Origin of the sequence: Planomonospora antibiotica (assembly GCF_014647955.1) — a bacterium.
GTDB lineage: Bacteria > Actinomycetota > Actinomycetes > Streptosporangiales > Streptosporangiaceae > Planomonospora > Planomonospora parontospora.
The window spans coordinates 23,620-41,001 of record NZ_BMQE01000019.1; the positions used below are offsets into that span (position 1 = coordinate 23,620).

15 protein-coding genes are annotated in these 17,382 nt (G+C 72.1%); 5 read left to right on the plus strand and 10 right to left on the minus strand.

Features of this window, described 5'->3' with window-relative positions; all coding sequences use genetic code 11:
- The first annotated feature begins 166 nt into the window (after positions 1-166).
- Positions 167-1,828, plus strand: a complete 1,662-nt coding sequence (locus IEZ06_RS18490; protein ID WP_189237954.1) for an alpha-amylase family protein — start codon at positions 167-169, stop codon at positions 1,826-1,828.
- Between the two features lie 92 nt (positions 1,829-1,920).
- On the opposite strand, the gene IEZ06_RS18495 is transcribed toward IEZ06_RS18490, so the two are convergent.
- Complete coding sequence (locus IEZ06_RS18495) at positions 1,921-2,271, minus strand: helix-turn-helix domain-containing protein (RefSeq protein ID WP_068902176.1); 351 nt, start codon at positions 2,269-2,271, stop codon at positions 1,921-1,923.
- Positions 2,272-2,273: 2 nt separating this feature from the next.
- Positions 2,274-2,636, minus strand: a complete 363-nt coding sequence (locus IEZ06_RS18500) for a type II toxin-antitoxin system RelE/ParE family toxin (RefSeq protein ID WP_189237955.1) — start codon at positions 2,634-2,636, stop codon at positions 2,274-2,276.
- A gap of 176 nt (positions 2,637-2,812) precedes the next feature.
- Here IEZ06_RS18500 and IEZ06_RS18505 point away from each other — a divergent pair, with 176 nt between their 5' ends.
- Positions 2,813-3,196 carry a TetR/AcrR family transcriptional regulator gene (locus IEZ06_RS18505; RefSeq protein ID WP_229798330.1) on the plus strand — a complete coding sequence of 128 codons (384 nt, stop codon included), beginning with the start codon at positions 2,813-2,815 and terminating at the stop codon, positions 3,194-3,196.
- 377 nt (positions 3,197-3,573) lie between these two features.
- Here the strand turns inward: IEZ06_RS18505 and IEZ06_RS18510 are convergent, their stop codons facing one another.
- The 3 genes from IEZ06_RS18510 to IEZ06_RS18520 all read right to left on the minus strand — a co-directional run bounded on the left by IEZ06_RS18510 (position 3,574) and on the right by IEZ06_RS18520 (position 7,890).
- Complete coding sequence (locus IEZ06_RS18510) at positions 3,574-4,407, minus strand: cytochrome d ubiquinol oxidase subunit II (RefSeq protein WP_189237956.1); 834 nt, start codon at positions 4,405-4,407, stop codon at positions 3,574-3,576.
- Positions 4,408-4,585: 178 nt separating this feature from the next.
- Complete coding sequence (locus IEZ06_RS18515; protein WP_189237957.1) at positions 4,586-5,929, minus strand: cytochrome ubiquinol oxidase subunit I; 1,344 nt, start codon at positions 5,927-5,929, stop codon at positions 4,586-4,588.
- Positions 5,930-6,024: 95 nt separating this feature from the next.
- On the minus strand, positions 6,025-7,890 hold the full coding sequence (locus IEZ06_RS18520) for a CASTOR/POLLUX-related putative ion channel (RefSeq protein WP_189237958.1): 1,866 nt from the start codon (positions 7,888-7,890) through the stop codon (positions 6,025-6,027).
- 261 nt (positions 7,891-8,151) lie between these two features.
- Here IEZ06_RS18520 and IEZ06_RS18525 point away from each other — a divergent pair, with 261 nt between their 5' ends.
- Entirely contained in the window at positions 8,152-9,552 is a 1,401-nt protein-coding gene (locus IEZ06_RS18525; protein WP_189237959.1) for an ATP-binding protein, read from the plus strand.
- Positions 9,553-9,669: 117 nt separating this feature from the next.
- Here IEZ06_RS18525 and IEZ06_RS18530 read toward each other — a convergent pair whose 3' ends face one another.
- From IEZ06_RS18530 to IEZ06_RS18545, 4 genes are all read right to left on the minus strand, one after another.
- Positions 9,670-10,554: a CHASE3 domain-containing protein gene (locus IEZ06_RS18530; protein WP_189237960.1), complete on the minus strand. Its 885-nt coding sequence runs from the start codon at positions 10,552-10,554 to the stop codon at positions 9,670-9,672.
- Between the two features lie 340 nt (positions 10,555-10,894).
- Complete coding sequence (locus IEZ06_RS18535; RefSeq protein ID WP_189237961.1) at positions 10,895-11,845, minus strand: hypothetical protein; 951 nt, start codon at positions 11,843-11,845, stop codon at positions 10,895-10,897.
- Positions 11,845-12,438, minus strand: a complete 594-nt coding sequence (locus IEZ06_RS18540; RefSeq protein WP_189237962.1) for an RNA polymerase sigma factor — start codon at positions 12,436-12,438, stop codon at positions 11,845-11,847. The genes IEZ06_RS18535 and IEZ06_RS18540 overlap by 1 nt, the downstream gene beginning before the upstream one ends.
- Before the next feature lie 79 nt (positions 12,439-12,517).
- Positions 12,518-14,191, minus strand: coding sequence for an FAD-binding dehydrogenase (locus tag IEZ06_RS18545; protein WP_189237963.1), 1,674 nt, complete (start codon positions 14,189-14,191; stop codon positions 12,518-12,520).
- A 340-nt stretch (positions 14,192-14,531) separates the two neighbouring features.
- Between IEZ06_RS18545 and IEZ06_RS18550 the strand changes: the two genes are divergently transcribed.
- Positions 14,532-15,134 (plus strand): hypothetical protein, encoded by a 603-nt coding sequence (locus tag IEZ06_RS18550; protein WP_189237964.1) that lies wholly within the window; start codon positions 14,532-14,534, stop codon positions 15,132-15,134.
- Between the two features lie 132 nt (positions 15,135-15,266).
- Here the strand turns inward: IEZ06_RS18550 and IEZ06_RS18555 are convergent, their stop codons facing one another.
- The gene (locus IEZ06_RS18555) at positions 15,267-16,103 is read right to left on the minus strand and encodes an NAD(P)H-binding protein (protein WP_189237965.1); all 837 of its coding nucleotides are present in this window, start codon (positions 16,101-16,103) and stop codon (positions 15,267-15,269) included.
- 125 nt (positions 16,104-16,228) lie between these two features.
- On the opposite strand from IEZ06_RS18555, the gene IEZ06_RS18560 reads away from it, so the two are divergent.
- A complete protein-coding gene (locus tag IEZ06_RS18560) occupies positions 16,229-17,242 on the plus strand; it encodes an AraC family transcriptional regulator (protein ID WP_189237966.1) in 1,014 nt (337 codons plus the stop codon).
- Positions 17,243-17,382: the final 140 nt, after the last annotated feature.

Genomic DNA, 17,382 nt, shown 5'->3' on the forward strand with positions numbered 1-17,382 from the left:
CGGCCGGGACGCTCCGGCCGACGGGCCGCAGTGGGCCGCCGCAAGGGGTCGCAGGGGGTCGCAGGGGGCCGCAGGGGGCCGCGATGCCGTCGCATCCTCATGAAGCCCCACGGGAGGGATGCCGTCGCATCCTCATAAAAGTCCCACGGGAGGGTAGTGCGCTCGCATGCGACTGACCTACACCGGAGACCTGTGGTGGAAGAACGCCGTGGTCTACTGCCTGGACGTCGAGACCTACAAGGACGGCAACGGCGACGGCATCGGAGACTTCCGGGGCCTGACCCAGCAGATCGACCACCTCGACCGCCTCGGGGTGACCTGCATCTGGCTGATGCCGTTCTTCCCGACGCCCGGCCGCGACGACGGCTACGACATCACCGACTTCTACTCCGTGGACCCCCGGCTGGGCACCCTGGGCGACTTCGTGGAGTTCATGCGGACCGCCAGGGACCGGGGCATCCGGGTCATCGCCGACCTCGTGGTCAACCACACCTCCGACCAGCACCCGTGGTTCAAGGAGTCGCGGTCCAGCCGGGACTCGGCCAAGCGCGACTGGTACGTCTGGCGGGACGAGCCGGAGCCCTTCGACCCGAAGGCCATCATCTTCCCGGACGAGGAGGACAGCCTCTGGGAGCTCGACGAGGAGACCGGGCAGTACTACTACCACAGCTTCTACCGCTTCCAGCCGGACCTGAACACCGCCAACCCCGAGGTCCGCGACGAGATCGCGCGCATCCTCGGCTTCTGGATGGAGCTCGGCCTGTCCGGCTTCCGGGTCGACGCGGTGCCGTTCCTGATCGAGGGCATCGACGGCGGCCCGCACGAGTTCCTCGCGGACCTGCGGGCCTTCATGAACCGGCGGGACGGCACCTCGATCCTGCTGGGCGAGGTCAACCTGCCCTACCCGGAGCTGACGGAGTACTTCGGCGACGGCAACGGCGACGAGGTCACCATGTGCTTCGACTTCATCGCCATGCAGCGCTTCCACCTGTCCATGGCCCGCAAGAACCCGAAGGCGCTGGCCGAGGCGCTGCGCGAGCGGCCCAAGGCGCCCGACGACGCCCAGTGGGCGATGTTCATGCGCAACCACGACGAGCTGACCCTGGACAAGCTCACCGAGGCCGAGAAGCACGAGGTCTTCGACGCCTTCGGGCCGGACAAGGACATGCAGCTCTTCGACCGGGGACTGCGCCGCCGCGTGCCGCCGATGCTCGGCGGCGACCTGAGCCGCCTCAAGCTGGCCTACAGCGTGCTGTTCTCCCTGCCGGGCACCCCGGTGCTCTTCTACGGCGAGGAGATCGGGCTGGGCGAGAACCTGGACGCCAAGGGGCGGATGGCCGTGCGGGTGCCCATGCAGTGGGCGCCGAGCGGCGGCTTCTCGCGGGGCGAGGTGCGCACGCCCGTGCCGCCGGTGACCGGCGAGTTCGGCCCGCGCCACGTCAACGTCGAGGACCAGCGCCGCGACCCCGACTCGCTGCTGCACTGGGTGACGATGCTGGTCGAGCGCTACCGGGAGTGCCCGGAGCTGGCCTGGGGCGACTACGACGTCCTCGACGCCGGGGACGAGGCCGTGCTGGCCCACCGGGCCGACGCCGAGGGCGGCACCGTGGTCGCCGTGCACAACTTCGCCGACCGCGAGGCGGAGGTGGAACTGGTCCTGGAGGGTCTCGGCGACCCGTGCGTCCTGGTCGACCTGCTGGTGGACGGGACCCTGGACGTCGGTCCCGGCGGGCGCGTGCGCTTCACCATGGGCCCGTACGGCTGCCGCTGGTTCCGGGTGGCCGAGCCCGACGAGTTCCCGGAGGACGCCTCGGCCAAGGGCCACTGACCGCCCGCCACTGCTCCCGCCCGGTCGCAGCGCTTCGGCCGACCACCTCGGAGACGCTGCCACCGGGCGCCGATCCGTCGAGCCGTCCTCGATCAGGCGGCGCTGTCCAGAGATTTCTCGCTGACCGGCAGGCGCAGGGTCCGATCACCGAAATCGACCACCAGGTCGAGGCGTGCGCCGAGCGCCTCGACGTAGCGGGCGATGACCTCGATGGAGGTGACCTCGCCGTGTTCGATCTGGGAGACGCGGGCGACACTCACCTCCATGGCCGCCGCAACGTCCTTCTGTCCCAGACCGAGCTGTTTGCGCGCCTCGGCCAGTTGGTGGCCTCTCGCTTCGGCGAGCAGTCGGCGCGCCCCCGCCTCGATCTCCGCAGGAGAAACGCCGGCCGCGTGCAGCTGCCGCTCCAGATCTTCCCAGTCCCCCGGAGTCCTCTTCGGCACGTTCACTCCTCGATGTCGCTGGTGTAGTCGATGTAGAGCTGTATGGCCAGGGGGATGTTCTCCTTGTACCACCGATCCCAGTTTCCCGCCTTGTCCCCGCCCAGCAACAGCAGAGCCGCCCGGGTGGGATCGAACGCGAAGATGATTCTGATCTCTGACCGGCCTCGTGATCCTGGACGCAACTCCTTCAAGTGATGCAGAGCGCTTCCCTTGAGCCGGTCCACGAGTGGCCTTCCCAAGGTCGGCCCTTCCTCCCGCAGGGCGGCAACGGCCTGTGCGACCTGGATCGCGGAATCGAGATCTTCTTTGATCAACGTGCTGAACCAGTCGGCGTACTCATCCGTGACCTTCACCGTCCAGGCCAAGAGGTCTCCCCAATTCAAGGCTAGCCTTAATTCGCTGGTCAAGCTACTCCTGCAGGGAGCGCAACGCACGGTGATTCCGTAAATCCTTTGAGTGATCTATCCGATCTGTCCGCTCCTGCTCGCCCAACCCTGATGCATCTCCCGTCTTCGGAACCGAGCCCCCTCACCCCCGCGCGGTGCAGATCGTGTCCGCCGCACGGGAACTGCTGGAGGAGGAGGGCTGCGACGCCCTCACCATGCGGGCGCTGGCCGACCGGCTCGGCATCCGGGCGCCCTCGCTCTACAAGCACTTCTCCGACAAGGCCGCCGTCGAGGCCGCCCTCATCGAGCGCGGCCTCATGGAGATCGACGCCGTCCTGTACGGCGTGCTGGAGGAGTGGTCGGGCACCCCGTTCTTCCTCGCCGCAGGCGATCCGTACCTCGCGCAGGCCCTGTGGTCCTTCGCGCACGGCATGGTGATCCTGGAGCTCGACGGCCGCTATCCCGAGGGGTCCGACCTGGAGCGCACCTGGGCGGAGGGCGCCCGCGCCTTCGCCGCCCGCCGGGCCTCCATCGGCTGAGGCGGGTCTCGGCCGTCCCCGGGAGCCCCCGATTCCCTCAACCCCGTATGCTACGGGCCGATATTGTCATCGACCCGGTTCCCCAGAGAAGGAAGTTCACCGTGTACAAGGAGTTCGCGATCGAGGCCGTGGTGTGGCTGATCCCCGTGGCCGTGCTCCTCGGCCTGGCCTGGATGATCACGGCGACGGCCTGACCCGGACGGCGCCGCGATCAGGGCGCTGTGCTGAAGGGGACGACGGGTCCTTCTCGAGACCTCATGATCTCCGCGACGCGGCCGCGTCCCGCCCTCCGGCGGGGCGCGGCCGTTCCGTGTCCGGAGAGGGCGCCGATCGCGGGCCCGACCGGCCCCTCCCGCCGCGGGCGCACCGGCGGAGGATCATGACGTCGCCGTCCCCGCCGCTCCTGCCTGGGGGCGGGCGAGGACCCACCAGAGCCACACCTGGGTGCCCACCAGCAGGGGTGTGAGGATCGCGGCGGCGGGGGTGAGCAGGGCGAGCGTCGCCGGGTCGGCGAGGTGCTCCGCCAGCGGCAGGCGGGATCCGGCCGCCAGCCCGGCCGACACGATGGCGGCCGAGGTCAGGGCGTAGGCGGCACGCTCGCCCAGCGCGCCGAAGGGCCGCCGTGCCCGCCGCCACGGCTTCCCCGCCTCCCCGCCGGACGCCTTCCCGGTCTCCCCGCGCGAGGTCTCCCCGCGCAGCCGGAGCGCGGCCAGCGCCAGTCCCTGGGCGCAGAACAGCGCGGCGAGGACGACGACCGCCGCGGCCAGGACCGGCGGCGCCGCTCCCGCGCTCCCCGCGCTCCCCGCGCTCCCCGCGCTCCCCGCGAGGATGAACCCCAAGCTCAGTGCCACCGCCCAGCTCCCGGCGACCACGGCCGCCTCGCACCCGGTCCGCCACGCCGCCCGGTCCACCCGTCCCCGCAGCAGGATCCCCGCGTCCCGAGCCACCCAGCCGAGCAGCAGCACGGTGAACGCCGCGTAGTTCTCCGCGAGGAACTCACCCTCCAGGATGGGGAAGGCCCCGGCGAAGAAGCCGACCGCGACGACCAGCCAGACCTCGTCGGCCAGGAAGAACGGCGTGATCGCGCCCAGTACCCGGCCGCGCTCGCCGGGGGTGCGCCCGAGGTACGGCAGGAGCATGCCGATCCCGAAGTCGGCCCCCGAGAGCACGAGGTACCCGGCGGTGAAGAAGGCGAGGAGGGCGATTTCCATCGTGGTGGTCCTTGTCGGGAAGGGCGGGGACGCCGGGAGGCGGCTCGGCGCACGGTCGGGCACGGCCTCCGGGACGCGGCGGGGACGCGGCCTCCCGGGAGGCCGTGCGGTGGCCTCCGGGAGGCGGCCTCCGGGACGCGGCGGGGAGGCGGCCTCCGGAGGAGGCGCGGAACGCGGCTCAGAAGACGACCGCCGGGATCGGCTCGTCCCGGGCGGCGGAGGAGCCGGACGGGAGGTCCGGAGCGCCGCCCGCCGGGCCGCCGGCGGGGTCCGGGCCGCGGCGGGCGGCACGGGCGAGCATCCAGACGTTGACCGCGACCAGGGCCGCGAACAGCACGGTGAAGGCGGCCAGCGAGAACCGGAGCAGACCGGGCGGCAGGTCGCTCAGCGCCTCCTCGGTGGTGAGCAGCCCCTGCACCGCCCACGGCTGGCGGCCCGCCTCCCGCAGCACCCATCCGCCGAGCACGGCGGCGAACGGCAGCGGGACCGCCGCGGTCAGCAGCACGTGCCAGGCGCGCAGCCCCCGGACCGCCCGGGAGGAGAGCGCCAGCGGCACGCTCACCAGCGAGACGAGCGCCATCACCCCGAACAGCCCCAGCATCGCGATCCCCCCGGCCTGCACCGGGAGCGCGGGCGGCACGAGGTCCGCGAGGTCCGCGAGGCCCGCGGGACCTCCGGCGCCCCCCGCTCCCCCCACGCTCTCCCGGACCGCCTCGTACGCCGCCGCGGCCTCCGCCCGGAGCCGCTCGATCTCCGCCGCGTCCCCCTCGAAGACGGCCCACTTCATCGGCTGCACCGTGGAGAAGCTCAGCTCGCCGAAGGCGAGGACGGCCGCCAGGCCGGGCAGGCCGGTGAACACGCCGATCCGCAGCGAGCGGCGGAAGAACTCCTGCTCGGCGGTCCGGCGGCGCAGGTGGTGGGCGCTCACCCCGGCCAGGAAGAACCCGGCGGCGACCAGCGAGGCGGCCATGACGTGCCCGAAGGCGGTGAGCGCCGCCGGGTTGGCCAGCACCGCCGCCGCGTCGGTGAGCCGGAGCACCCCGCCGGAGAGCTCGGCGCCGACCGGGTTCTGCATGAAGCCGTTGGCCACCAGCACCCAGTAGGCCGAGGCGTAGGCGGTGAGCGTCACCACCCAGAACACCGCCAGGTGCGCCCACCGGTTCAGCCGCCCCCAGCCGAAGATCCACAGTCCCAGGAAGGTGGACTCGACGAAGAACGCGACCAGCGTCTCCATCGCCAGCGCCGCCCCGAAGACGTTGCCCGAGAAGTGCGAGAGCCCGTTCCACGCCATCCCGAGCTGGAACTCCATCACCAGCCCGGTGACGATGCCCATCACGTAGTTGATGACGTAGAGCCGTCCCCAGAACCGCGTCATCCGCTCGTGCACGGCGGAGCGGGTCAGCGTGGCCCGCGTCTGCACGACCGCGATGAGCGTGGCCAGGCCGAGCGTGAGCGCGACGAACAGGAAGTGCGTCCCCGCGGTGAGGGCGAACTGCAGCCGGGCCAGGTCGAGCGTGTCCATGGCCCCAGCGTCCCGGTACGGCCCCGCCCGCGCGTCCCCCCGGGGATGACGCCCGCCGTACCCCGGAAGTTGCGGTCCGCCGCCGGTCGCCTACATCAGTGCTCGGCCAGGACGATCACCGAGTCGCCGGGGCCGAGGCGGACCAGGCGGGACTTGTCGGGGTTGAGGACCACGCCGAAGTGGGGGGCCTCGCCGATCCGGTCGGCCCGGCGGTAGCCGATCGCGGTCTCGCCCCGGCGGGCGGCCGACTCGATCACCGTGGCGAAGCTGACCGGCGCGCCGGAGCGGACGTACCGCTCGGCGGGGCGGGGGTAGATCTCCGAGCCGCGCGAGTCGAAGAGGTAGCCGAACACGTCGGCCAGGTGCCGGTTCTCGGTGAGCTGGGCCAGGAGCAGGCCGATCACCGTGTCGCTGATCACGATGTCGTCGGCCCGGGTGACCTCGGCCAGGGACCGGTTGTTCTCGTCGTGCATCTCGCTGACGATCGAGTAGCGCTCGCCGAGCGAGGTCTGCATGTCGCGCAGCTGGAGCAGGGTCATCAGCGTCCGGGTGTCGGCGTGCCCGGCGTCGTAGCGGTCGTCGGACAGCACGATGACGTGCTGGTAGACGCCCAGGCCCAGTGACTCCAGCGCGTAGCGGTCGGTGGTCTCGCAGTCCTTGACGTTCACCGTGAGGTTGACCAGGCCGTCGACGCCGGTCGCCGCGTCGGGGTGGTCGGAGGCGACGTCCAGGATCGAGCCGGGGGCGGCGTAGCCGTCCAGGCAGCGGACGATCTGGCGGCCCCGGCCGTTCCAGTTGAGCACCAGGGTCCGCTCGGGTCCGGGCAGGGGGTGCGCGGTCATCACGATCGCGTCCTCCTGGGCCTTCGGCATGCCGTCCGCCAGGCGGATCATCGAGTCGTCCTGGGCGATCACGATGATCTCGTCCTCGGCCTCGATCACCGTGTCCGCGGGCGGGTTCAGCATGGTCCGGCCGCCGCGGCGCAGGCCGATGACGGTGGCCGCCTGGTAGGCGTGGAGCGCCCTGCCGTACGGCGTGCCCGCCAGGCCGGGGTCCGAGCGCAGGTAGATCTCGCCCCCGGCGAAGTCCAGCAGGTCCATGCAGACCACGGACGTGCCCGACTGGCGGGAGGACTGCACGATGAGCCGGGAGGCGGTGTCGTCGGAGTCGACGAGGTGCACGCCGTGGCCGCCGGCGAGGCGGGCGGCGGCCATGTTGGCGGTGTCGGCGATCGCGGCCACCACCGGCGGGTGGTCTCCGGCGCGCTTGTCCAGGGCGAGCAGCGTCTTGATGACGTGCGCGTCGGGGTCGTCCCCGTGCGGGGAGAGCACGACGACCGAGCGCGCGGCGTCGAGGTTCATCAGGTCGAGGTCGGCCGGCTCCACGGGGCGTCCGGTCCGGCAGACCACCTTGGTCGCGCCGGTGTCGCCAACGTGCGTGCGGAGCGCGTCCTCCATGGCGACCTTGTCGAGGTCGGCGAGGATCGCGATGACGGAGCCGCGCTGGCTCGCGTGCGCCTGGACCAGCTCCCGGACGATCGTGAAGACCTGGTCGGACCAGCCGAGGATCACCGTGTGCCCGCGCTCGATGATCCGCGACCGGCCCTTGCGGAGCTGCTCGAACCGCTCCTTGAGCCCGTTGGCGAGCACGCCGACCAGGGCGCTGACGATGAAGAGCCCGCCCAGCGACGCGACGAACATCAGCGCCACGAACGGCGCGCTCCCGGTGTCGCTGGCCACCTTGCCGGGGCTGAGCGTGCGCATCAGCGTCGCCCAGAGCACGCCCGCCACGCCGTGGTGCCGCTCGGCCTCGACCGGCGTCAGCCAGAGCACGAGCCCGGTGACCACGACGATCAGCGCCGCGGAGATCGCCGCGAGCCACCCGATCAGCGCCGCCGTGCCCCGCGACATGGTGTTGTCGAACCAGTAGCGCATCCGTTCCCGGCGCGTCGGCCTGGACACCGGCATACCTCCCCGTTCGGTGAATCCCGATCAACGATCGCACAAAAAGTACATGTCGCTCAGGTGTTCGTACATTCGGGTCCACCGGTACGGCGCACGGGCAGGTGGAGGCGCTCCACGGGTCTCCAGGAGAGGGCCGCCGACGGCTTTCGGGGGAGACGAGGGACCGGCGCGCACCGCGGCGATCGGGATCCTTCCGTGCGGAGCGAGTTTCCTGAAAAAGATTGTCCTGGTGAGGAAATTCCTTCATAGGATAATCCTGTGAAGTTTCTGAACAGGACCGACGAGCTGGAGATGCTGGGACGACGGATCTCCGGCATCCAGGCCGAACTGCTGGTGGTGTACGGCCGCCGCCGTGTCGGAAAGACCGAGTTGCTGGCTCATCTCGCGGGCGGAGTGCGGTCGTTCTACTTCGAGGCGACGGACACCGTCGCCCCGCAGCAGCTGCGCGACTTCACCGACGAGCTGGCCCGGGTCTGGGGCAATGAGCTGCTGGCCGTACAGCCCCTGGGCAGCTGGGAAGCGGCGCTCACCGCACTCGCCCAGTTCGTGGGCACGCAACGCACGCTGGTCGTGCTGGACGAGTTCCAGCTGCTGGCGGGCCGGTCGCGCGAGCTGGAGACGACCCTCAGCAGGTGGTGGCGCACGACCGGGCGAGACCTCCCGATCGTCCTGGTCCTGGCGGGAAGTGAGCTGTCGTTCTTCGAGGACAAGGTGCTGGCCGGGCAGTTGTACGGCCGGCGGACAGGGCAGCTCAAGCTCGCCCCTTTCCTCGCCAGGGAGGCCGCGCTCTTCCACCCGGGCTACAGCGCCGAGGACCGGGTCCGCGCATACTCGATCTGCGGGGGTGTCCCCTACTACCTCGAGCGCTTCACCGACGACCGCCCGCTCGCCGAGCACCTGCTGACGGAGGTGTTCGAGCGCACCGGCCTCCTGCACGACGAGGCCGAACTCATGCTGAGGCAGTCGATCGCCGACCTCGCCAACCACACGGCGGTGCTGCGCTCGATCGCCCACGGGCACAACCGCAACAACGAGATCAGTCAGCGCACGGGGCTGACTCCGGCCCACGTGGTCAAGATCGTCAGCTCGCTCGAGCAACTGGGGCTGGTCGAACGGCTCCGGCCCATCACGGCGTCATCGCGTGCGAAGAAGACGGCGTACGCGATCAGCGACCAGTTCCTGAGGTTCCACCACCGGTTCGTCGAGCCCGCCAGGTCACAGTTGCGGACCAGCGCACTGGCGGCCGCCTACCTCTCCGAGACGGTCCTCCCGCAGCTCGACCACCACGCCTCCTACGCGTGGGAGGACATGTGCCGCCAGTACGTGCTCCGTACCGTGCCCGGGGTCATGGCGGTCGGGCGGTGGTGGGGGCAGGTCCCCGCCGGCGACGGCCCCAGGACGCAGGAGCGTGAGATCGACGTGGTGGGGGTCGACGGCAACCGGACCCCGCTGGCCGTCGGCATGTGCAAGTGGACGGCCGGAGAGGTGGACTTCGACGAGTTGAACCTTCTGGACCGCCTCACTCCGCACGTCGAGGGCTCCACCGGAACCGAGGAGAGGTTCATCTTCTCCCGCAACGGGTTCAGCGCCAGACTGGCGGCCTACGCGGCGACCGCGCCCGGGCTGCGTCTCGTCACCCCCCAGGATGTCTACGCCTGAGGTTCCGCCGACGTCGCCCTCCCTCGCCGGGGAACGGCCCGGGGCCGGAGGCGCACCGCGTGCGCCCCCGGCCCCGGCCCCGGGAGGATCGTCCACCGGCCGGGCGGCCGGTCGCTGTCAGACGCGGAAGCGTCCCACCAGCGAGTTGAGGTGCGTGGAGTTCTGCGCCAGCTCCTCCGACGCCCGCCGCACCTCGCCGATGCTGTTCACCATCGCGTGCGCGGTGGTGGCGATCTCCTGGACGCTCTGCGCGATGGCGGTCGCGCCGGTGGCGGCCTCGGAGATGTCGCGCAACCGCCGGGCCAGGTCGTTGACCGGCCGGGTGACGCTGCGGGTCAGGAACCAGGCCACGCCCAGCAGCGCGATCACGGCCAGGCCGGTGCCGAACAGCACCACGTTCTTGGTCGCCGACGCGGTCGCCTCGGCTTCGGCGGCGCGCACGGTGAGCAGGCCCGCCTCGGCGTCGCGCATCTCGCTCAGGGTGGCGCGGATCTTGTCCATGACCGCCTTGCCCTTGTCGGACAGCACGACCGCGGCGGCGGCCTCGAAGCCCTCGGCGCGGCGCAGGTCGACGGTCTGCTGCATCTCGGCGAACTTGGCGTCGACCAGCGGGCGCAGGGTCTCGATGTTCTTCTGCTGGGCGGCGTTGTCGGAGGTGAGCTCCGCGGTCTCGTCCAGCAGGTCGCCGACGGCGTCCTTGGCCTCGGTGTAGGGGCCGAGGTAGGACTCCTCGGCGGTGATCAGGTAACCGCGCTGGCCGGTCTCGGCGTCCTTCAGCGTCGACAGCACGCCGTCGAGCCTGTTCAGCACCTGGTGGGTGTGCTCCACCCATTTCTCGTTCTCGACCAGGTCGACGGTGTTGCTGTAGGAGACGGCACCGATGACGCCCATCATGACCAGGGCGGCTGCGAACCCGGCGGTCAGCCGGCGGCCGATGGTCCAGTGCCAGCGGCCCGGCCCGCCGGTGGTCGTCTTCGTCGCCTGGTCAGACATGTCGTTCATGGTGTGCTCTCTGTCGCCGTGTCAGCTCGTTGTCGACCTGTCCGTCGGCGACGGCACGGGATTTCCGAGCCTTCCGCCCGGCGGAACGCCTCTTTGCGCCACGGGTGCCGGAAGCCCCCGACGGCGTCGTCCGCAGGAGCGACAGGCAGGGACCGCTGCGAGGCAGGAGAAGGGGCCGGGGACGACGGGCAGGGACCGCTGCGAGGCAGGAGAAGGGGCCGGGGACGACGGGCAGGACCGCGGCCGGCGGCGGACCGCACGGATACGCCGGGCACCTCCCGAGAGGGCGCGGGTCGGCCCGCGCCCTCTCAGGAGGCAGGGGAGTCCGGGGAGGGCGGGCTCACCGGGTCGGGGAGTCCGGCGACCCTCCGGGGCAGAAGACCTCCAGGGGCCGGGGCGTGCGCTGCGGCGTGGGCTCGGCCAGGACGCGCGCGGTGGTGGCCGAGGTCATGATGCCCTCGTACACGTACCAGTCGCCGGGGACCGAGGGCCGGTCCCCCTTCTCGGTGTAGGAGGTCCACGTCGGCGTCACGCCGCGCTCCCGCAGCGTCGCCGTCACCTCCGCGACGGTCTTGTTGGCGTACCGGACGCAGTGGAAGACCTGGTGCGGCGCACCGAGATCCGGCCAGTCCCTGTACTCCTCGCCGGGCCGGGCGGCCCGTCCGAGGGAGATCTCCGCGCTGTCGGCGTAGTCCACCGGCACCTTCAGGCCGATGATCGAGCAGGAGGGCTGGTCGGAGCACGAGTCGGACGAGTCGATGACGGTGATCTCGCCCTCGACGGATGGGACGTCCTGCCCGGCCTTCAGCCTCCCCTCCGCGATGAGGCGGCGCAGGTGCCGCAGCCTGCCCTCCTCCGTGACGTTGAGCAACCGGCCCACCCCGGCCTCCGAGGCGGGCTCGACGCTGAGCCTGATGTTCAGGCCGAGGGCCCTGAGCTCGGACTCGTACTTCTCCGGGTCGGCGTAGAGGTCCTTCACCGTGATGACGTAGTGGTCGCCCTCCCGCATGACGTCGAGCGCGGCGGAGGCGGGAGCCGCGCCGAGGAAGCCGGGAAGCACCCAGCCCGCCAGCGTCGCCACGGCCGCGAGGCCCGCGACGACCGGCAGAGCGATCCACCGGCGCCGCCGGGCCGGCATCGCGGGCCGCCACCGGAGCCGGGCGGGCCCGCCGGAAACGTCAGCGGCCGGGGCGACGGCGGTGATCTCGTCGAACAGCTCCCTCGCCCCCCGGGTCATGCCGGGGCCGGGATCGGGGACGATTCCCGCCACGAGACGGTCGATGTCGTGCATCACACTTCTCCTTTCGCCAGCGCGGCCGCGCGCGAGCCGTACCTGGCCGGATCCAGGCCGGCGGAATCGAGTTCCCGGGCGAGCCGTTTGCGCGCCCGGTGCAGCCGGAGGCGTACGGCCCCGCGCGAGCAGCCCAGCACGGTCGCGATCTCCCCGGCGTCCAGGCCCTCCCAGCTGACCAGGGCGAGCAGTTCCCGGTCATCGGCGCTCAGCCGCCGGAAGGCCTCCCGCACCCCGCCGGGATCATGCCCGGCGGGCCCGGCGTCACCGGTGTGCTCGGCCCAGACGGCGAGCTCGGCGCGGAGCCGTACGGCCAGCTCGGTCCGGCGGTCGGCGGCCCGGCGGCCGTTGGCCAGTACGCGCCGGGCCGTGCCGTACAGCCAGAGCCGGGCGGCGTGCCCCTCGGGGACGTCGTCCAGGCGGCGCCAGGCCGTGGTGAACGTCTCGGCGAGCGCGTCGGCGGCGTCGTCGGGGGAGGCGGTGCGGCGGCGCACGTAGGCGAGGAGGCCGGGGTAGTGCGCGGTGTAGATCTCCTCGAAGCGCCGCTGGGGGTCAGGGGGCCCACGCTGCTCCTTCCGTCGGGGACTCGTCATCCCCTACGTGTCCGGCACCGGGGCCCCGTTTCTCGCCTATCCGGATTTCTGCGGAGAAGATCCTCCCGTCGGGCGGCCGTCAGGCCGTCTGCCGGGCGGCGGCGCGGCCCGCGGTACGGCCGGACAGCAGGCAGCCGCCCAGGAACGTCCCCTCCAGGGCGTTGTAGCCGTGCACCCCTCCGCCGCCGAACCCGGCGACCTCTCCGGCGGCGTACAGCCCGGGGACCGGTTGCCCGTCCCGGCCCAGGGCGCGGGAGTCGAGGTCGGTCTGGATCCCGCCGAGGGTCTTGCGGGTGAGGACGTGCAGTTTCACGCCGATCAGCGGCCCGGCCGCCGGGTCGAGGATCCGGTGCGGGGGGACGGTGCGGCCGAGGCGGTCGCCGACGTAGCGGCGGGCGTTGTGGATGCCCTGGACCTGGACGTCCTTGCCGTAGGGGTTGGCGACCTGCAGGTCGCGGGCCTCGATCTGGGCGCGGACGGCGGCGGCGTCGAGCAGCGGCTCGTCGGTGAGCCCGTTCATCCGCTCCACCAGCTCCTCCAGGGTGCGGGCCACCACGAAGTCGGCGCCGTTGCGCTTGAACGCCTCCACCGGGGCGGGCGCGCCCTTGCCGAGGAGGCGGGAGCGCAGGAACGCCCTGCGGTCCTTGGCGGTGATGTCGGGGTTCTGCTCCGAGCCAGAGAGCGCGAACTCCTTGGTGATGATCCGCTGGTTGAGGATGAACCAGGAGTGGTCGTAACCGGCGATGTCCGGGGTGGTGCGCAGGTGCTTCAGCGTGCCCAGCGTGTCGTAGCCGGGCAGGCACGGCTCGGGCAGCCGCCGGCCGAGGGCGTCGAACCACAGCGACGACGGGCCGGGCAGGATGCGGATGCCGTGTCCGGGCCAGATCGGGTCCCAGTTGTGCAGGCCCTCGGTGTAGTGCCACATGCGGTCGCGGTTGACCAGCCGGACCCCGGCGCCCTCGGCGATGTCGAGCATCCGCCCGTCGACGTAGGCGGGGACGCCGGTGACCATGTGCGCCGGGGGCCGGCCGAGCCGCTCGGGCCAGTGGCGCCGCACGCGGTCGTGGTCGGCGCCGATCCCGCCGGTCGTGACGATCACCGCCTGGGCGCTCAGCTCGAACTCGCCGACCGCGTCGCGGTTGGAGGCGACCCCGCGGGGGGAGTCGTCGTCGGCCAGCACCGTCCCCCGCACCCCGGTGACGGCGCCGTCGGTCATCACCAGCTCGTCGACCCGGTGCCGGTGGTGGAAGCGGACCAGCCCGGCCGCGGCGGCCCGGTGCACGGAGAGGACGAACGGCTCGACCACGCCGGTCCCCGTGCCCCAGGCGACGTGGAAGCGGGGCACGGAGTTGCCGTGCCCGCCGGCGCGCAGGGCGCCGCGCTCGGCCCATCCGACGGTCGGCAGGAACGTGATGCCGTGCCCGGCCAGCCACGACCGCTTCTCCCCGGCGGCGAACTCCACGTAGGCGCGTGCCCACTTGACGGCCCAGGCGTCCTCGTCGTCCAGGCGGTCGAACCCGGCGCTGCCCGTCCAGTCGCTCCACGCCAGTTCGAAGGAGTCCCTGACCCCCAGGCGGCGCTGCTCGGGCGTGCCGACCAGGAACAGGCCGCCGAAGGACCAGAACGCCTGCCCGCCGAGGTTGGCGGCGTTCTCCTGGTCGACCAGGACGACCTTCCTGCCCGCCGCGGTCAGCTCGTGGACGGCCACCAGACCGGCCAGGCCCGCGCCGACGACGATGACGTCCGCGTCCATGGGGGTGCTCCTCACTGCCGGATGCCGCCGGACATTCCGGGACATCGGGTACCGATGGGCGCCCACCGTATTCGCCCAACGGGAGTTCGGGCCAGTAGCCCGGGGCGTGGTCGTCGCGTCGTCCCGTCGTCCCCGCAGGCCGTGGCTCTTGCGGGGTTTCATCCACTATTAGTGTGAATTATCGGCCCGTATATGTTTCTTCCCATTTAGGGGCGCGGTGAATGAAGGGATGCGGGTTTTTTGCACGGATGTCCTTGCCTTTCGGGGGCCCTCGATTGATCATGAAAAGGATTTCCGCACTGGTAACGGGAATCTCCGGCGTCATATTCGGGGGATATCGATGATGAGACTCGTCAAGAAGAAAGCCGCTCTGGCGGCGCTGGTCGCCGCCGCTGCCGCCGTCACCGTGGTTCCCGCCCAGGCGGCCTCGGCGGTGACGAACCCCTACAAGCCCGAGGCGGTGTGCGGTTCGGGCTTCAAGAAGGTCCCCGGGGGCGTCCGCCCGATGCGGGCGGGCTTCCCCGGCGGGGTCGTCGGTTACCTCTACCTGCTGTACAACGCCGACACCCGGCAGCACTGCGTGCTCACCATGAAGGCGACGTCCCTCGGCACCGCCACGACGACCCAGGTGGCCCTGGAGGTCGACTCGGAGAACGGCGGCGGACGCGGCTACAACCAGGCGATGCAGGGCAAATACCGGTACTACGCCGGACCCGTCAAGCTGACGACGGAAGGCAGGTGCGTCCGCTACACCGGCATGATCTACAGCGTGGACGGGACCATGCCGGCCTACGCCGAGGGCACCCACGGGTGCGAGGACCGCCAGAACTGGGGATTCCCGGGGTCCCCGATGGGCCAGGGCGGATCGGGCAGCCCGTTCGCCCCGATGGACGGCAACGTCCCCGCGATGCCGGGCCTCGTCCCGCCCGCCCTCGGCGTGTAACCGGGCCCGCCCGGCCGCGCCCCCCGGTAGAACGATCCACACGATGTACGGCGCCGCGGCCTCCGGCGAGGAGGCCGCGTTCCGCCGGGCGGTAGCGGTGACCTGTGCTTTCACCGGCCACCGCCGTCCGGGTCAGGACCAGGCGCCGGCTGCGGCGGCCCGGGCGGCGTAGTCCTCGAAGGAGGCCGGCTCGCGGCCGAGCACCCGGCGCACCCCGTCGGCGACCCCGACGAGATGCCCGGCGCGGTGCGCCGCGAACAGCTCTCCGAGCGCCCAGGCGGCGGCCTCCGGAAGTCCTTCGGCGAGCAGTTCGCGGTGGTACTCCTCCGGGGTCAGCTCCACGTACTCGATCGTCCGGCCCGCCGCCCGCCCGATCGTCTCCGCCGCCTCGGCGAAGGTCAGCTCACGCGGCCCGGACAGCTCGTACACCCGCCCGGCGTGCCCGTCCTCCGTCAGCAGCACCGCCGCGACCTCCGCCACGTCCTCGACGTCGATGAACGGCTCCGGCACGTCCCCGATCGGCAGGGCCAGCCGACCGGCCCGCAGCGGCTCCCGCCACAGGTCCTCGTCGAAGTTCTGGTCGAAGTTGTTCGGCCGGATGATCGTCCACTCCACGCCCGAGCCGCGTACGGCCTGCTCGGCGGCGACCATCCCCTGCCCGAAGTCGCCGGTCACGTGCTCGATGCCCCGCCCGGACAGCGACACGAACCGGCGGACGCCCGCGTCCACCGCCCGCTTGACGAAGTCGTGGACGGGCGCGGGGTCGTCCGGTGCGACGAGGTACACCGCCGAGGCGCCCTCCAGCGCGGCGGCCCAGGTGTCCGGCTCGGACCAGTCGAACCGCACCTCGCCCGAGCGGGACGCCGCCCGCACGGTCACGCCCGCCTCCCGGAGCCGCCGCACCACCCGCCGCCCGGTCTTGCCGGTGCCGCCCAGTACGAGGATCTGATCCGCATGTGTCGTCGTCATGCCGTCGAGTCAACCGCCCGGCACCGGGACCGCGCCATGGCCGTCCGTACGGCGTGCATGCGCGATCGTCCGTCCGGGGCCGTTGTACGGCGTGCGGGCCGTACGGCGGGCATATCGTGACGTTCATGGACCCGTTCGACGATCTGCTCCGGGGCGTGCGCGCCGACGGCGCCGTCTTCGGCCGGTCGGTGCTGTCGCCGCCGTGGGCGCTGCGCTTCACCGACGGCGCCTCCATGACGCTGTGCGTGCCGCTGCGCGGGGAGGGCTGGATCATCCCGCCGGGCGACGGGGGAGACGGCGGGCGGCCGCACGCCGTACGGCTGGGCGAGGTGGCGATCGTGCGCGGGCCGGAGCCCTTCGTGTTCGCCGACGATCCCGGGGCCGCCGCGCGGCCGCACCCGCCGCTCGACGTGCGCTGCGGCCGGGAGCAGGGCGGTCACGGAGGACCGGGCGGGCGCGCGGAGCCGGACGGTCATGGAGGGACCGGCGGGCGCGCGGAGCCGGGCGGTCATGGAGGGCCGGGCGGTCGCGGGGAGCTGGACGGCCGGACGGTGCTGATGGCCGGGGCGTACCACGTCCGGGGCGAGGTGCCCCGGCGGCTGCTGCGGGTGCTGCCGCCGGTGGTCGTCGTGGCGGACCACCACGACTGCGGGCCGCTGCGCGACTACTTCGAGACGCAGCTCGCCGCGGACCGGCCGGGCCGGCAGATCGTGTTGGACCGCCTGCTGGACTGGCTGCTGGTCTGCACGCTGCGGGAGTGGTTCGACCGGCCCGAGTCCGTCCCGCCCGCCTGGTACCGCGCGCTCGGCGACGACGTGGCGGGCCCGGCGCTGCGCGCCATGCACGAGGCGCCGGACCGGCCGTGGACGCTCACCTCCCTGGCCGCGGAGGCGGGGGTCTCCCGCACCACGCTGGCCAAGCGCTTCACCGAGCTGGTGGGCGAGCCGCCGCTGGCGTACCTGACCGGGTGGCGGATGGCGCTCGCCGCCGACCTGCTCACCGAGCCGGCCACCACGGTCACCTCGGTGGCCCGCCGGGTCGGCTACGCCGACGCCTTCGGTTTCAGCACGGCCTTCAAACGGGTCCGGGGCATCAGCCCCACCGCGTACCGCAAGGAGGTCTCGGCCGTCGGCGCGTAGCCGCGGCACACCGGCCCGCAGCCCTTCCGGGACCGCCGTCACGAAGGACGATCCAATCCCTCCCGGAGCAGTTCGTCATGCCGTTCGGAGACATCGCCGCGTCCAGAGGCTCCCAGTCCGATGAACGACGGCTTCCGCTG

Bases quoted from the DNA above. Each gene is read 5' to 3' on its own strand.
- IEZ06_RS18490 (WP_189237954.1), top strand. From the start codon at position 167: ATGCGACTGACCTACACCGGAGACCTGTGGTGGAAGAACGCCGTGGTC.
- IEZ06_RS18510 (WP_189237956.1), bottom strand. From the start codon at position 4,407: ATGGAAATCGCCCTCCTCGCCTTCTTCACCGCCGGGTACCTCGTGCTC.
- IEZ06_RS18515 (WP_189237957.1), bottom strand. From the start codon at position 5,929: ATGGACACGCTCGACCTGGCCCGGCTGCAGTTCGCCCTCACCGCGGGG.
- IEZ06_RS18530 (WP_189237960.1), bottom strand. From the start codon at position 10,554: ATGAACGACATGTCTGACCAGGCGACGAAGACGACCACCGGCGGGCCG.
- IEZ06_RS18535 (WP_189237961.1), bottom strand. From the start codon at position 11,845: ATGCACGACATCGACCGTCTCGTGGCGGGAATCGTCCCCGATCCCGGC.
- IEZ06_RS18540 (WP_189237962.1), bottom strand. From the start codon at position 12,438: ATGACGAGTCCCCGACGGAAGGAGCAGCGTGGGCCCCCTGACCCCCAG.
- IEZ06_RS18545 (WP_189237963.1), bottom strand. From the start codon at position 14,191: ATGGACGCGGACGTCATCGTCGTCGGCGCGGGCCTGGCCGGTCTGGTG.
- IEZ06_RS18550 (WP_189237964.1), top strand. From the start codon at position 14,532: ATGATGAGACTCGTCAAGAAGAAAGCCGCTCTGGCGGCGCTGGTCGCC.
- IEZ06_RS18555 (WP_189237965.1), bottom strand. From the start codon at position 16,103: ATGACGACGACACATGCGGATCAGATCCTCGTACTGGGCGGCACCGGC.
- IEZ06_RS18560 (WP_189237966.1), top strand. From the start codon at position 16,229: ATGGACCCGTTCGACGATCTGCTCCGGGGCGTGCGCGCCGACGGCGCC.